The 16,629-nt window shown below is 36.7% G+C and carries 13 protein-coding genes; 2 read left to right on the top strand and 11 right to left on the bottom strand.

What is annotated here, in order from left to right:
* Nucleotides 1-247: 247 nt before the first annotated feature.
* Nucleotides 248-1,078: an MBL fold metallo-hydrolase gene (locus tag SBH76_RS05025; RefSeq protein ID WP_317977019.1), complete on the top strand. Its 831-nt coding sequence runs from the start codon at nt 248-250 to the stop codon at nt 1,076-1,078.
* 40 nt (nt 1,079-1,118) lie between these two features.
* Here the strand turns inward: SBH76_RS05025 and brnQ are convergent, their stop codons facing one another.
* The 6 genes from brnQ to SBH76_RS04995 form a co-directional block, all read right to left on the bottom strand.
* Entirely contained in the window at nt 1,119-2,435 is a 1,317-nt protein-coding gene (gene brnQ, locus SBH76_RS05020) for a branched-chain amino acid transport system II carrier protein (protein WP_317977018.1), read from the bottom strand.
* Nucleotides 2,432-2,884 carry a NanQ anomerase/TabA/YiaL family protein gene (locus SBH76_RS05015; RefSeq protein WP_317977017.1) on the bottom strand — a complete coding sequence of 151 codons (453 nt, stop codon included), beginning with the start codon at nt 2,882-2,884 and terminating at the stop codon, nt 2,432-2,434. The genes brnQ and SBH76_RS05015 overlap by 4 nt, the downstream gene beginning before the upstream one ends.
* 11 nt (nt 2,885-2,895) lie before the next feature.
* Complete coding sequence (locus tag SBH76_RS05010) at nt 2,896-4,191, bottom strand: DUF4026 domain-containing protein (RefSeq protein ID WP_317977016.1); 1,296 nt, start codon at nt 4,189-4,191, stop codon at nt 2,896-2,898.
* Nucleotides 4,191-5,699: a tetratricopeptide repeat protein gene (locus SBH76_RS05005; RefSeq protein ID WP_317977015.1), complete on the bottom strand. Its 1,509-nt coding sequence runs from the start codon at nt 5,697-5,699 to the stop codon at nt 4,191-4,193. The genes SBH76_RS05010 and SBH76_RS05005 overlap by 1 nt, the downstream gene beginning before the upstream one ends.
* 210 nt (nt 5,700-5,909) lie before the next feature.
* On the bottom strand, nt 5,910-7,301 hold the full coding sequence (locus SBH76_RS05000) for a GntP family permease (protein WP_317977014.1): 1,392 nt from the start codon (nt 7,299-7,301) through the stop codon (nt 5,910-5,912).
* Between the two features lie 227 nt (nt 7,302-7,528).
* Nucleotides 7,529-7,969: an RbsD/FucU family protein gene (locus SBH76_RS04995; RefSeq protein ID WP_317977013.1), complete on the bottom strand. Its 441-nt coding sequence runs from the start codon at nt 7,967-7,969 to the stop codon at nt 7,529-7,531.
* Between the two features lie 313 nt (nt 7,970-8,282).
* Here SBH76_RS04995 and SBH76_RS04990 point away from each other — a divergent pair, with 313 nt between their 5' ends.
* Entirely contained in the window at nt 8,283-9,149 is an 867-nt protein-coding gene (locus tag SBH76_RS04990) for a nitroreductase family protein (protein WP_317977012.1), read from the top strand.
* 50 nt (nt 9,150-9,199) lie between these two features.
* Here the strand turns inward: SBH76_RS04990 and SBH76_RS04985 are convergent, their stop codons facing one another.
* From SBH76_RS04985 to gnpA, 5 genes are all read right to left on the bottom strand, one after another.
* Entirely contained in the window at nt 9,200-9,643 is a 444-nt protein-coding gene (locus SBH76_RS04985) for a Dps family protein (protein ID WP_034212781.1), read from the bottom strand.
* Nucleotides 9,644-9,855: 212 nt separating this feature from the next.
* Entirely contained in the window at nt 9,856-12,675 is a 2,820-nt protein-coding gene (gene uvrA / locus SBH76_RS04980) for an excinuclease ABC subunit UvrA (protein ID WP_317977011.1), read from the bottom strand.
* A 64-nt stretch (nt 12,676-12,739) separates the two neighbouring features.
* The gene (locus SBH76_RS04975) at nt 12,740-13,249 is read right to left on the bottom strand and encodes a shikimate kinase (RefSeq protein ID WP_317977010.1); all 510 of its coding nucleotides are present in this window, start codon (nt 13,247-13,249) and stop codon (nt 12,740-12,742) included.
* Nucleotides 13,250-13,314: 65 nt separating this feature from the next.
* Nucleotides 13,315-14,403 carry a phosphotransferase enzyme family protein gene (locus SBH76_RS04970; RefSeq protein WP_317977009.1) on the bottom strand — a complete coding sequence of 363 codons (1,089 nt, stop codon included), beginning with the start codon at nt 14,401-14,403 and terminating at the stop codon, nt 13,315-13,317.
* Nucleotides 14,400-16,550, bottom strand: coding sequence for a 1,3-beta-galactosyl-N-acetylhexosamine phosphorylase (gene gnpA / locus SBH76_RS04965; RefSeq protein ID WP_317977008.1), 2,151 nt, complete (start codon nt 16,548-16,550; stop codon nt 14,400-14,402). Before gnpA ends, SBH76_RS04970 begins: the two co-directional genes overlap by 4 nt.
* Nucleotides 16,551-16,629 lie beyond the last annotated feature (79 nt).

Raw genomic sequence — 16,629 nt, 5'->3', positions numbered from 1 at the left:
TACAAAAACAAAGTAAAGGAAAATAAAATACTATTTTTTAAGTTTCAAAACGAAATACAAAAGCCCTGAAAGCCAGTAAAACACTGGGTTTCAAGGGCTTTTTAACTTTTAAAACTGTCAAAGACGGGATTATACGTAATGAGATAGGTCTTAGCAACCAAAAAATATATTAAGTTTGACCTTAAGTATTATGTTTTGTATAATAGTATTTGAAACAACTAAAAATAAATTTAAGGTATGGTTATTTATGAAAATACATATATTACAAACCGGAGAAGTGATGGTAGCTCCTTCTCTTGCATATAATGGAAACACCGGCTTTAATCCGCAGACACATGGTTTATTACTTAAAAGTGAGGATAGAGTAAATATTCCGGTACTTTCATTCCTTATACAAACAGGTAACAAAAATATTCTTGTAGATACAGGTATAAAAAGGGAATTGGAATCTGAAGAGCCTCTCAGCCTTGACAAACAGTTAAAAGCTATAAAGGCACCTCTAACCTTTGCTTCCACACATTTTCACTTAAAAAAAGATTCATCTCTTTTGTCAAGACTTGAAGAGATCAATATTTCGCCAAAGGATATTGACTATGTGCTTCTTACACATTTGGACTTTGAGAATGTCAGCGGTGTTGCAGATATTTCTTCGGAAACCAAAATTCTTGTTTCAAGAGATGAGGCAAAGGCTGCTGTGAAAAATCCTTTAAGATATTCAAGAAGCTGGTGGAAGAATGCAAATATTTCTGTTTTTGACTGGAACGGTAAGGAAGGACCTTTTGAAAAGTCTTTGGATCTCTTAGGTGACGGCTCCATTATACTTATGAAGCTCTACGGGCATTCTGCCGGAATGTTTGGAGTAAAAGTAACATCTGAAAATAATAAATTTACATTATTGTACTCCGACGCAGGATATGGAGAGCTTGCATGGAAAGAGCTTGCTCCTCCTGCTGTCACAGTCGATAAAGAAGCCACCATGCGTTCCCTTGAATGGGTAAGAATGGAATCCCTTGATAAGAACTGTGCTTACAGTCTTGCATCACATGAAGCAACATCTATGAAAGTTTTAAGATTCTAAAAAATGAGCTGTTATAAGGTCTCCCCTATAACAGCTCATTTTATATTTCAAAGTTCTCGCCCTTTATTTTATCTCTCAGTAAAAGTGACAGTACTATTCCCAAAACCGCAATATTTATCCAGAAAAATCCCGAATCTCCTCCTATAAAGAAAGACATAACGGTGTTTATCGCCTTGACTTTTAAAACACTGCCCATAACTTCTATTCCGGAAAAAACAGTTGTTAAAATCACTGTAACCGCCATCCCGGACTTTGAAAGTCTTACAAATTTATTTAATATAATTATTGCAACTATAACTATTGTAATCGGATATAAAATTCTAAGTACAGGCACAGATATCTTAATTATAGTATTCAGTCCGAAGTTTGACATTGCAAATCCTATTAAAGTAAATATATTCACATAAGTCTTATACTTAAATCTTGGAAATGTGTCCACAAAATACTCCGACACCACCACAATAAGACCTGCAGTAGTTGTAAAGCAGGTAAGTATAGTCATTGCACCTAAAAATACCTGTCCGAAGCTGCCAAAAAGTTCGTATGAGCTTTTTGACAAGATATAGGTTCCTATATTGGTATTAGGATCTGCCAATACCTCTGCCGGTACACTGAATTTATTTCCCAATGCTCCAAGACCTATATACAGGCTGCTGAAGAATATGGCCGTCACTATACCGACTATCGCCATTATCTTTATATATTCCTTCTTTGACGAAAATCCGAAAGTCTTTATACTTGAAGTTGCAATCAGGCAAAAGCTCACTGAAGCCAGGGCATCCAAAGTATTGTATCCTTCCAAAAAACCTGTCTTAAGAGCAGACATTGAATTACTCATTTCACCCTGATTTAATGCATGGAAATTCATATTACCAACAGCTATAAGAATAATTATAAGCATTGCAAACATAGGTGTAAGTATCTTACCGACTCTGTCCATCAGCTTTGACGGGTTGATTGCTATAAGGTATGCAAATAAAAAATAAATTGCACTGAATATAAGAAGCGGCAATCTTCCGTTACCTGTTACAGGCGCTATTCCTATTGAAAATGATGTTCCTGCAGTTCTCGGTATTGCAAAGAAAGGTCCGATGGCAAGATATAATATTGTCAGATATGATGTGGCAAACTTCGGGTCCACCTTTATACTGATTTCATTTTTATATCCACCTTTTACCATAGTGCCAAGTACCAGAGTAATTATTGCTATACCTACTCCTGATAATACAAAACCGAGTATTGCCGGATAGAAATTCACCCCTGCCCTAAATCCGAGTTCTGCCGGAAAAATCAGATTTCCCGCTCCGAAAAATATACCGAAAAGCAAAAGCCCGATTAAAAAACCCTTTTTTATCATACCCTTACTTTTACAACCACCTTTTTGGCAGCTGCAGGAGCAGTAAGTGCGCATCCTGGCATATGTGCATCTTCCGGTGCTACTACTATAAAGTCTCCGGGATAGAGTATAACATGTCCATATACCTCCGGTTTATCATAGAAAATGACATCATTTTCAGGTTTACTTTCACTTACTTTAAGACCTTCTCTATTGCATACCCCGAAAAATTCAACACCTTCCACCAGACACTGGATATCAAAGAATTTATCATGTGCCTCAAATCTTTTTTCTTCAACAGGCAATGTGTTATACACCTGTACATTAGCAACCACATCATCACCCGCTATTTCATACTTACCCGGCTCCAATGCCTTTAAATCATTGTTTCTTAACCAGTCATATGCAGCCAAAAACTTTTCATTTAAATAATTATACTTCTTAGCAAGCTTTATGTTTGTAAAAAACATAACCTCTCCCCCTATAATAAATATGCAGTATTCGGATCTATACTCATTTCATCTGTATAAATAATCCAATCTGTTACATCATTGACGGTATATTCACCCTCATCTCCTTCTTTCATGGCTGAAACTCTATATGGTGCCTGTGTAAGAACCGCCTTAAATCCTTCCTCTGTAAATTCTATAAGTTCAAACCAGATGTGCTCAAGGTTTTCATAATCAGGCTTTCCATCCTCACCGTCTGTAGGCAATCCGACCTTTATCAATGCTCTGTAACTTGGATTTTCCAAAATTGCATTTCTCAAAAGTTCATATCTGTCTCTTGCCATAAACTTCATATGATCTGTTTGCTCATTTGTATAATAATAGAGCGGATTTTCGATAAGCTTGTCCTCTATCTCGGAAGGCTTTGTATACTTACCGTTATTTGCATCCTCCTCAGATAAGAAAAGGAAAATAACCTGACTGTTTGTATTGTGACTGTCAACTCTGTCCGCAGGGCCTCCAAGTATGGTAGAAGGATATTTTTCAATAGCAACATTCCAAGGAAGTGGTGCAACTACTATCTCATTTCCGTCTATGAACTCACCCAGGAAAATATAATCTTCTATAGCCTCATTTTGATACAGTACTCTACAAGCCACTGTATTTAATAAGTAATAAATATCATTTGCATTGTCCTGACTTACATCTAAAAGTTCAAACTCCGAAAAGCCTGTTCTGCACATACCATGTGTATGAAGCCAAACTTTCTTTGTTTCATCATCAAATACCGCCTGTACGGTAAATAAACTTTCGGCATTAGGTGTAACACTTGACTCTGCCGCAAGTTTTACCCATCTTCCGCTTAAAAGTCTCTCTGCACTTTCATCCACTACAGCAAGTGTGTCAGGGAAAAATGCCATTATAAGCTTTAGCTGTAAATGATATGAATCAAAATAATTCTTATTAAAGTTCATATGAATAACAAATGAAGTATCCTTTTCCTTTATCTCTAAAAAGTCCTCATCATGAATCTTTTGGTTCTGCAAAGAATACAAACTTTCCAAAACAAAGTCCTCAAAATAGAATCCTACACCATACTCTTCACCTTTATATTCCAATGTAAGATTTCCTGATCCGTCATCTTTTTCATTAAACTCTATAAGTTTTACACCTTCAATCGCTTCAATTCTTTCCCTTGCACCTTCAATATCTTCATCATCTACAAGATTTGAAAGTACATGCATATAGGAGTTTTCCTCCCATGCAGCCATAGGTTGTACCTGTGGTATCTCTACCTCATTCTGCTTTTTCTTAAAAAAATTAAACATTAGTCCTCCACAAAAGTTATTATTTTTGATATTTTTCTAAAAGTTTTATAGCCTGCAAAAGGTATTTTATTCTTTTCAAAAAAATCACATGCAGTATTCATTATAAGCATAAAACTTCCAAATATTAAAAAATCAAGATATCCGTATTTTTTACCGGTTGCACCCTCAAGGAATGCGATATCATGTTCTCTGTTCTTTTCTTTCAGCTTTTTCATAATATAATCAATAAGCTGACTTCGTAAATTCATTATTTCAAACTCATATTCAAGCATATCATCGGAATGTTTCTTCATGTCCAGGCTGAAACAGAAAAATCCGGCCGCAACTCCGTTTCTGTATAACTCATCCATTATCGGCATTTTATCAAACAGATTTGAGGACATATACTCACTTACAAGAGAAGGTAAACAGGTGGTTCCTGTATATATATCCTCTCTTATCTCATCCTCCACTATAGAAGGCAACTGATAGCCTGAATACATTTTCAGATAGTCTTTTGCATTTATTCCAAGCCTTGCGCCCTTACCCTCGGTACATGCTCTAAGTCCTCTGTAGTCAACACATTCCTTTAAAAAATCTTCCCTGTTTTTAAACTTAAGTACTATGCTGCAAGTCTCATCGTTAGGAGAATCAAAATCCTCTTTATCTGCAAAATCAAACTCAAAATCATTTGCCATCAGATCTATTTCACCGAATATATCAATAAAGAGCTTCTCAAACACCTCCAAGGGAATATCGAATTCATCAGCATATATCACTATCTGCCTATCATCACTGACAAAAAATCTAAGTCCTGTTATATCATACTCTCTGTCGTTAAAAAAAGATGTATCCGGAATATCCGATTTCGGTGATATACCTATTCTTATATCAAAAAGCTCTCTTAAATCTCCTGGCATTACATCAAGTACATATTGAAGCATGAAAATATAGGATTTATCATCACCTGCCTCAAGTTCCATTGTTCTGTCACCTGTTATATGTGCATCGGTTCTTTTTGATATTTCCTTAATACCTTTTGCTATGATAGACAAAGCATTTGAATAAAAGTCTTTATCAAGTTTATTGTACTTATTTATATCTTTTCTTACATCTTCCCACATCGAGCTTACTCTTTCAGACATTTTTATTCTTAAATCCGATTCTGAAAGCATATCGGCACAGGAAGTCATCATTTCTATAGTATCACTGTCTCCCGGCTTTGAATCCAAAGCTTTTTTGAAGTAGTGCAGGGCAAGTCCGTCTTCATCCAAATAATAGTATGAATATGCCAGCCTGAAATAATACTTATGATTTCCTCTAAAATATTCTTCATGAGGCTTTAACAGTTCAAGCGCCTGTGCAAACAACTTATATTCCCCCGGTTCTCCAAGGTTATTATAGGCTCTTGCAAGTTCCGAATCCATTTCAGGTGTTCTGGCATTCTCAGGCAATATTTCAAGTGCATCAACTACGCTCTCATAATCACCGTCATCATTCCAGGTTTTACATTGTTCAAGTAATTCCATGTTATTTTCCTATAAAATTTATATTATTTTTCTGATTAGATAAAATCAGTCCAGGAATCCATCCTTAAAACGCCTTAAGCGCAATCAATATAAATATACCATATATAAAAATTACTGTCAGCAGATTTCATAATATAATATTTTTCAATAAAAATAAGGCACAAATCTTACAAAAATAAAATTTGTGCCTCTTTATAAAAGTCTATTTAATTAGTGTAAAAATAAGCTGAGAAGCATTATTTCAACAATACCTGCAATACCTAAGAGCAATGTACATACAGTCTGTGTCTTATATCCCTTTTCAGGTGACATCGCACCGAAGTTTGTAACAACCCAGAAATATGAGTCATTGGCATGTGAAACAGTCATTGCACCAGCACCGATTGCCATAGTTACAAGTGTAGCACTCATAGGACTTGCAAATCCAAGTGCCGGTAACAGTGGAGCCACAATACCTGCAGTAGTTGTAAGAGCTACTGTGGATGAACCCTGTGCACTCTTTAAAATAGCGGATAATAAGAACGGGAAAAGCATACCCATTGTGCTGAGAACCGCTGCATGATCCTTTATAAAGTTAACCATATCCGAAGATGCTATAACCTTACCGAGTACACCACCTGCCGCAGTCACGAACAATATAGGTCCTACAGTCTTTAATGTCTCATTTGTAATACTGTAGAACTCCTTCATTTTACCTGTACCCTGAAGCTGTAATACACCGAAAACCGTACCGACTGCAAGAGCTATAATAGGTGTTCCGAGGAATTTTAAAACATCCGCAAATACTCCGTCCATCTTCATCATTGCAACTATTGATGCAATAGCCATAAGTAATACAGGAACTAAGATAGGTGCTAAAGACATCGGTCCGCTTGGAAGCTTGCCGTATTCAGCTACAAGCTCTTCATATGTCTTTGTAACTTCACCTGAATCAGCCTCATCATCAGCTTTTACACTCTTGCCGATAAATTTAGCATAGAATAAACCTGCTAAAAGAGGGAATATAGAACATACTGCACCCATACCCATTACAAGTAAGAGATTGTCACCGATACCGAGTGTAGAAGCTGCCGCTATAGGTCCCGGTGTAGGCGGTATAAATACATGTGATATGTATAGACCTGCCGAAAGTCCTACAGTCATAGCCACAGACGACTCTGCCGTTCTCTTTACCAAGGCTTTTCTGATAGGGTTTAAGATAACAAATCCAGAATCACAGAATACAGGAATTGAAACTACCCAACCCATAAGCTCTACCGCCAAAACAGGATTGTTTCTTCCAACCAGCTTTATAACCATATCTGCCAGTTTAAAAGCCGCACCTGTTTTCTCCAAAATAGTTCCGATCAGAGCACCAAGTATGATAACAATACCTATACTTGAAAAAGTACCTGAAAATCCTGCTCCGATAACACTTGCAAGACCTTGTATCTTTGTTCCGTCTTCCAATGTCTTATCTACAAGCGGTATTCCTGCTACAAGTCCCAAAATAAGTGATATACACATAATAGATATAAACGGATGTACACCAAACTTTGAGATGGCAACTATCATAACGATAACCGCCAAAATAAACACGAATATAAGTGGTAAACCTGTCATATAAATCCTCCTTGTCTAGACATATGGGTATAAAATCACTTCATAATTGTTAATATTTATACCCTACTCCACTTAATAATATTGTAAGCTTATTATATCATAATATCTAATAAATGCAATTATAATAATAAATTTTATATAAAGAATAATTTTTTAACAACTGTTTTCTAACAAAAACGCCAAGCTGCAAGACTTGACGTTTTTATTATTGGTATCGGTTTTTATTTTTACATTACTCCCTTTTGGAGTATTATACAGCCGTATGGCTGTCTTTCACTTGTACATACAGTGACAAATGCCCTTCCGGCTTTTTCATAAAACTTTGTTCTCTCAATAGTTCCTACAGCGTCTTTATACCCATATTTTTCCGCCACAGCTTTTATATCTTCCCATACTTTATTACTATCCATAACAACACCTGAATCCGAATCCGGAACCATGTATTCAACAGGATGAACGGCGTAGTCGGTATCTATAGGCAACAGCTGTAGTATTGCCTCCAACATCTCGGCTGCACTGTTGCCTTTTGCCTGTATACTTATCGCATTCGGACTTTTACTGTAAGGAGGATAAAAATCATCTGCAATTACCATCAGATCTCCATGTCCCATATCTGCCATTGCCTTCAATAAATCAGATCCTATTCTTTCCGGAATACCCTTTAACATAAATACGCTCCTTTTTATTTTTTAATAAATACGATTCTATCGTTATTAATATGATAATATCATTTAATGTTCTTTTGTATATTGGCATCTTTACCATTCTTTAACGAAATAATTAGGCATAATGCATATCGGCTTTTATATGACTATATCCTATCATCTATATATTTTACTCCCAAAAATATTTAAGAGTTAACCTTTGTATTTCTTATGTTTTTCAAATAAAAACATATATAAAATTGACCTTACAGGCTTTTTTTTGTATAATATATATAATTCAATCTTTTGGAATTTGTACTGTGGAGGGAATAAATGTATGAATTATTTAGAACTTATTGAAAAGAGAAATTCTATAAGAGATTTTCTCAAAAAGTCTGTTGAGCAAGCTAAATTAGATGAGATAACAGGATTTTTTAATTCAGCTCAAAATCTTTTTGACGTGAATACTCAATTACTTATATTTTCAAATGAAGATACTGCTCAAAGACTTACAGGCGTGGTCGGATATCGTGGAAATGCCTTTAATGCTCCTTCCTATCTTGTTATGTTATCTGAAGAAAAGGAAAATTACCTTATAAATGCAGGATTTGTGTCTGAGCATATTTTATTAAAGCTTGAAGAAATGGGATTGTCCTCATGCTACCTTACATGCGATGATGACGATATAGTAAAGAAGGCTTTACTTATTGATTCAGACCTTGCTGTAGCAACTGTGATTGCATTTGGGTATGGCAAAAAAGAAAAGGATACTACAAAGATAGATATACACTCACCTTCAAATGTAAGTATCAGCAGTAAATCCGGACATATCGCTCCAAAAATTGCTGTTACTGCATTGGCATTTGATAGTGACTTCAATACCCCATATAATTTTGATGATGAATATGCGGATCCTGTCATTGCCGATGCACTTTATGCAGCCAGCCTTTCACCAAGCTTTTTGAATCATCAAAATTATCGCTTCGTTATAAACGGAACTCATATCTATCTGTTTAACCAGCTTGACGAGATGGTTACAGATGATGATAATTTCCTTGGACTCGGTGCTGCAATGCTCAACTTCCATATGATATTATCATCAAAGTATTCGGGAATCGGAAACTGGAGCCTTGATGTTTCAAATATCAAACATGATTTTAAAAATCCGAGTGATTATACTTTAGTAGCGGTTTTGGATATTTAAATTTTTAAAAGGCACAGCCATTTTCGACTGTGCCTTGAGCTTTTTAGTGTTTAGTTTTGTGCAAATGCCTTAAGCATCCACAATGTCTTCTCATATTCTTTTACATAGCCTGTAAAAATATCTGCGGTAACAACATCGCCTTCCTTATCAGCCAACTCCACAATTTCCTTTGAATCGTTTACCCAGTATTCAACATCAATAGTAAGTATGCGAATAGCCTCGTCAATGTTGATGGCTTTGTCCGGAAGTTCCTTTACCTTGCTAATTTCCAACGCTTCTTTTAAGTTAGCTATCGGTAGAGCATCCTTAGCAAGTATTCTCTCAGCTACCTCATCAATAATCTCGGCTGTCTGATCGTAATATTCCTCTAATTTGGAATGAAGAGTGAAAAATCCATGTCCCTTCAGATTCCAGTGCATATTATGTAGTTTGATGTACATAATCTCCTGATTTGCTAAATAAGCATTCATTTTTGCAAGTAATTCCTGTTTCATAAAATATTCCTTTCTGCAAAACAATACCATTTATGCAATCCATTTCTATCACCTCCAACTTTTCAAAAATTAATATTCAGCTTCAAATATATCTGCTGATATAAAACTTTTGAAATGATAGTCTCTATCAAGAGGCAATTATATTTTATCATTTTTTATTGCTAAATCAACTCTTATTGCACATGTATACAGTATACTTATATTTAACCCTGCTACAAATATCTTTTCACATACTTTCCGGTATATGATTTCTCTATATTCGCTATCTCCTCAGGGGTACCGGTAGCAACCACTTCGCCACCTCCTGCACCGCCTTCAGGACCTATATCTATTATATAATCGGCACATTTTATAACATCCAAATTATGCTCTATAACAAGCACCGTATTCCCGCTGTCTGAGAGTCTTCTAAGTATTTCCACAAGCTTATGTACATCTGCAAAGTGAAGACCTGTAGTAGGCTCGTCCAAAATATAAATAGTCTTTCCTGTAGCCCTCTTTGAAAGCTCTGTTGCAAGCTTTATTCTCTGAGCCTCTCCACCGCTCAGCTCTGTGGACGGCTGACCGAGTTTGATATAAGAAAGCCCTACATCATACAGTGTCTGTATTTTCCTTGCTATAGTAGGCACATTCTCAAAGAATGTTAAAGCCTCCTCCACAGTCATATCCAGTACATCATATATGGATTTACCCTTATACTTTACTTCCAAAGTTTCTCTATTGTATCTCTTTCCGCCACAGACTTCACATGGTACATACACATCAGGCAAAAAATGCATCTCTATCTTTATGATACCGTCACCTGAACAGCTCTCACATCTTCCACCCTTTACATTGAAACTGAATCTCCCCTTCTTATATCCTCTCATCTTGGCATCCTGAGTTGCCGCAAAGAGATCTCTGATCATATCAAATACACCTGTATATGTGGCAGGATTTGATCTTGGAGTTCTTCCTATCGGTGACTGGTCTATTGCAATTACCTTGTCAAGCTGCTCTGTACCCTCTATAGACTTATACTTGCCCGGAATAGTATGAGCACGGTTTAGCTTCTTAGCAAGTGCCTTATATACTATTTCATTTACCAAAGAAGACTTTCCTGAGCCTGAAACACCTGTAACACATGTCATCACTCCTGTAGGTATATCTACATTTATATTCTTTAGATTATTTTGAGCTGCCCCTTTGACTTTAAGCCAACCTGTAGGTGTTCTTCTGCTCTCCGGTACCGGTATCTTTATCTCACCTGAAAGATATTTGCCGGTGATGGAATCCGGATTTGCCATTATTTCCTTAGCAGTTCCTGTAGCCACCACTTCACCGCCATGACTTCCGGCTCCCGGACCTATATCAACTATATAGTCGGCTTCCATCATGGTATCTTCATCGTGCTCCACCACCAAAACTGAATTTCCTATATCTCTTAGATGTTTCAATGTGGCAAGAAGCTTATCATTATCTCTTTGATGGAGTCCGATACTTGGCTCATCCAAAATATAAGCCACACCTACAAGCCCCGAACCAATCTGAGTAGCAAGCCTTATTCTTTGTGCTTCACCTCCGCTAAGTGTACCTGTCGCTCTTGTAAGGCTTAGATAGTCAAGACCTACATCTATAAGGAATGTAACTCTTGCCCTGATCTCCTTTAAAATGAGTGCACCTATAGCTTCCTGCATCTTTGTAAGCTCCAAGCTGTCTATAAAGTTTCTAAAATCGGTAATAGAAGCATCTGTAGCATCATAGATATTTTTTCCGCCAAGAGTTACAGCAAGAGCCTCTTTTTTAAGTCTTCTTCCGCCACAGGACTTACATGGTGCAATTCTCATATACTGCTCATACTCTTCCTTGGCAGACTGTGAAAATGTCTCTCTATAACGCTTTTCCATATTTTTTATAAGACCTTCAAATATAACAGGATATACTCCGCTACCTCTCTGACCCGTATATGCTACATCCACCTGCTCGGTAGTACCGTAAATCAATATATCATGTATTTCCTTCGGATAGTCCTCAAAAGGTGTATCCAGACTGAAGTTAAACTTCTCAGCCAGTGCTCTTAGCATTGCATTACTGAAGCTTTTCTTATCATTGCTGCTCTGCCATCCAAGTACTATTATAGCTCCCTGATTTATAGAAAGTGATTTATCGGGAATCATAAGATCTTCATCAAATTCCATAGTATATCCAAGTCCTGCACAGTCAGGGCATGCTCCAAATGGATTGTTGAAAGAAAAGGTTCTCGGCTCCACCTCATCAATTGAAATACCGCAATCAGGACAGGCAAAGTTTTGTGAAAACTTCATTGGCTCACCGTCTATCACATCAATGGTTGCATAGCCGCCACCAAGATTCAGAGCTGCTTCCAATGAGTCTGTAAGTCTTTTTTCTATATTTTCCTTTACCGAAAGTCTGTCTATTACAATATCAATGCTGTGCTTGATATTCTTTTCCAATGTAATTTCCTCACTGAGTTCATACATATTTCCGTCAATCATAGCACGTACATAGCCTGATTTTTTGGCACTTTCAAGTACCTTTTCATGTCTTCCTTTTTTACCCTTTACCACAGGTGCAAGTATCATAAACTTAGTCTTTTCAGGAAGAGTGAGCACTCTGTCGACCATCTGATCAATACTCTGTCTATGTATTTCCTTACCGCAACAAGGGCAATGCGGAATACCTATTCTTGCATACAAAAGCCTGAGGTAATCATAAATCTCCGTAACTGTACCCACTGTAGACCTCGGGTTTCTGTTCGTAGACTTTTGATCTATTGAAATCGCAGGTGAGAGCCCCTCTATACTTTCCACATCAGGCTTTTCCATCTGTCCCAGAAACATTCTGGCATATGAAGACATTGACTCCATATATCTTCTTTGTCCCTCTGCATATATGGTATCGAACGCCAAAGAGGACTTTCCGGAACCGGAAAGCCCTGTTAAAACAACCAATTCTCCTCTTGGTATGTCCACTGATATATTTTTTAAATTGTGCTCGTTGGCACCTCTTATTTTTATATACTTTGTATCCATTACATCTCTCCATTACAATGTTCGACACATTCGAACATACTTTCGTAACAGTATATAATTTATTTTAATTTCCGTCAATAATGGATATTATCTTTTTTACACAATCTTCTATACTGCCGTTATTCTCCACAGTATAGTCGGCATACTTTTGATATTTTAAAATTCTCATATCATACATCTGCTTAAGTTCTTCCTTTGACTTATCTCTTGCAAGAGGTCTGTTTGTATCTGAGAGCAGCTCTTCATAAATCTTATCAAAATCCCTTACAAGGCATATGATAGTGCCTCCCTTTTTCAAAACCTCACCGTTTCTGTCAAAGGTAAGCATTCCTCCACCTGTGGAAATAACTCCGGCCGGCATTTCGGAAACTTTTTTAGCTGTTTCATGCTCCAAATCTCTAAAATAGTCTTCACCATATTTTGTAAATATGGTCGGTATATCCATTTCATAGGTTTCTATCAAAAGCTCATCTGTATCTACATAACAGGTAGAAATCTCTTTAGCCAACGCTCTTCCTACAGTTGTTTTTCCGCTTGCCATAAAGCCGCAAAGTATAATTTTTTTATTTAACATATCAGTATCCGTTTCTATAAACAGCCACAAATGTTTTACTACACTTGTGGCTTTTAATCAATAAACTAAATATACTTTTCTACAATCTTTTTCATCTCTTCAATATGTTCTTCCATGTCCGAAACAAGCTTTATTTGAGTTCTTGCACGGTCAAGATTATGATTTTCTCTTGCTATCTTAAAATACTTATCTCCTGCAATATAATCTCCTAAAAATCTTATACCGCATTCATAAGTCATTACTATGGCTCCCATATGCAAAAGTTCAATCTCTCTTTTATTTAAACTCTTACCGCAAGCTTCCAAAAATCCCCTTGTAAAAGCCTCAAACAACTCAATATCAAGACCTACTTTTGAAAGATCAACCTCATCCTCAAGTCCTTTATTTGCTCCGAAGCGAATAGAATCACCAAAGTCAAATGCCGCAACTCCCGGCATTATAGTATCCAGATCTATTACACATAATGCCTTCTTTGTATCCTTGTCAAATAAAATATTGTTAAGCTTGGTATCATTATGTGTAACCTTCAAAGGAATCTCATTATTTGCAAGTGCTCTGTTAAAGATATGAGTATATTCCTCTCTGTTTAAGAAAAAGTCTATCTCCTCTTTGACATCCTTTACTCTACCCAGAGGATCTTCATTTATCTGTGCTTTAAATGTAGCAAATCTGTCCTCTGTATTATGGAAGTTTTTGATAACTTCACTAAGTTTATTAACCGGAAAGTCTGCTAAAAGATTTTGAAAATTTCCAAAAGCATAACCCGACTCATAAAACTCTTTGGCATTTGTAACCTGTTCATAGCATATAGTGTCCGCTATGAAATTATAGGCTCTCCAAATATCTCCTTTACTGTCCTCATAAAAGCTTTGTCCGTCTTTGGTCTTTATAAGATTTAGAGTCTCACGGTCCGGATCTCCGCCGTTTTTTTCAATCTTATCTCTTAAAAATGATGTTACCAAGGCAATATTTTCCATAAGCTTCTTCGGCTCTTTAAATATTGACTTATTTATCTTTTGTAAAATAACCTTACCCGATCCCTCATAATCCAGAAGATAAGTATCATTTATATGTCCGTTACCATACTCCGAAAACTCTTTCAGTTCGGTAAAATTATTATATTGCTGCAATACTTCTATTACATTCGATTTCATACTTTTCCCTCTATTTCAAACCATTTTATTTCATTAGGCTCAAGTGTAAGTTCAAATGAACTTCCGTCCCCCTTGTATACATTTGTAGACTGAGATTCATAGGTATTGTTTACCACACAGAATTTATTGTTTTCCACATAGGCATTTACCTCCACATTCAAGTTGGTACTAAACCATCTGTGGATACCCTCTTCATCATGTGTAGCCCAAAGTATTGCTCTATAAAGCAATCTGTTATTTTCCAGACTGTAAGGTAAACCGCTGATATAAACCGTACGTCCTTTTCCAATTTCCTTACATGCAAGCTGTACTGAATCTCCTCTTAGTGCAAGAATATCTGTACCCTCGAGTGCATATATGAAGTCCTTGCCTTCGCCGAAATATATTTCATCACAAACTTCCTCTGTAATAAAATGTGATTTTACTTCTTTATAATACTTGCCTTTTGCCAAAGTAAAGCCGTTTTCAAGCTCCACTCCAAGCTGAGTTGCAAGCTGCAATGTTCTTCCCTGATAATTATATCCGCTCGGCTCACCTACACCTATAAAGCCTCCGCCATTATATATGAAATCTCTTATTGCTGTAAGTATTCTCTCATCAGTCCAATACTTTCCACCGGTTTGTCCTGTGTTCGCATCACCGATATTCATAACTATATCAAATCTGTTTAAAATATCCTTATCTTTTAAAATATCTTCGAAACTGATAAAGTCAATATCAAAAGGTGAACCGCTAAGTGCCTCTATTACTCCTGCATATGAATAGTTGCTCTTATAGTATATAGCATGGTGTACCATATGATTTCCCCATGCCTTATATCTTCCCCAACCGCTTAGCACTGCAATCTTCTTGATACAATGAGCCTTACAACCTTGCGCATTTGCATACAATTCTCTAAACTCATCACATACCTGCTTTGTATAATCTATAAACTCAGGAAAATCAAGTGTAAGCTTCAAATAACCGCCATAGCCTATTCTGTCTACAGGCTTTCTAAGTATTGCTCTTCTTGCTGTAATCCAGTTTCTCTTTGCCTCTCCAAGCGGATCACCTCCCTTATGGAATGTATCCGGGAAGAAATAAGGCAAAAGTCTGCCCTCTGTATACTTCACGCCTTCTATATCACTGATAAGTCTAAGTGTCTGACCGTTTCCTACACTTCCAACCACTGCATCCAAGCCTATATTTTTGAACTCTTCCATATAAGGCTCCATGCCGATCCAGTGATCACCCAAAAACATCATCGCTTCCTTGCCGTATTCGTGAACTATATCCACCATCTCTTTAGCAAGTTTTGCAACTTCTCTTCTTTGGAAATCTATGAAGGCGAAATATTCCTTACACGGAACTCTGTAAGTATTGTTCATATAACCCTGATCTATAATATATTCAGGTCTGAACTTGATTCCGGTTTCCTTTTCAAATTGATCTAAAATATACGGGCTTACGGAAGCTGTATATCCATACCAATCCACATACTTTTGTCTTGCAAGTTCATCAAATATCAATGTGAACTGATGGAAAAATGTAGTAAATCTTATTACATCAACCTTCGGATGCTCCTCCAAAAACTTTCTGAGTCTCTTCATAGAATAGACTTTTGTTTTTGGCTGACGTACATCAAAAGTTATCTGCTTTTCAAAATTTGTCCAGCCGTTTGTCACCGCATTGTACATATGTACCGGATCCCAAATGATATAAGCCAAGAAACTTACCGTATATTCATGGTACTTCTTTGCATTTATAATTACTTCACCGTCTTCATAACTCCAGTCACTCACAGGCTCTCCGATTGTCCTGTCCATGACTTCCCACCATCTTTTTATATCATCATAATCATTGACTTTCAAAAGATCCGGATGTAAGCCTTCCATCAATCTGATTCTAAGAGTATCCTCAGTTGCCATATGAAAGTCAGTCATTATATACATCTGCTGCACTTCATCAGGATTAGCCTTTGCCCACTCATTATCCTTTCTGGTGGTATAATAAGTAGCATAGATCTTCGCATCCAGTTCCTCTATTTCCTTCGGCATATCTGTTCCGTCACAATCTCTGATAGCGTCAGCACCCCAAAGCTCCATTATTTCCTTTGTCTCTTCAATGATATCAACATCTGTAGGTATTGTTACCCTTCCTTTTAACATTTGACCCCCTAGGTATCTATATTTATAATTTTTAAGTCAAAAAGTCTTGTACTCTCCAACATTTTCTCTTCTACTTCAC

The sequence above is a fragment of the Lachnoanaerobaculum sanguinis genome (genome assembly GCF_033242365.1).
Classification (GTDB): domain Bacteria; phylum Bacillota; class Clostridia; order Lachnospirales; family Lachnospiraceae; genus Lachnoanaerobaculum; species Lachnoanaerobaculum sanguinis.
Note: the sequence above shows the minus strand (reverse complement) of the source record. Positions and strands in the feature narration are given on the sequence as shown.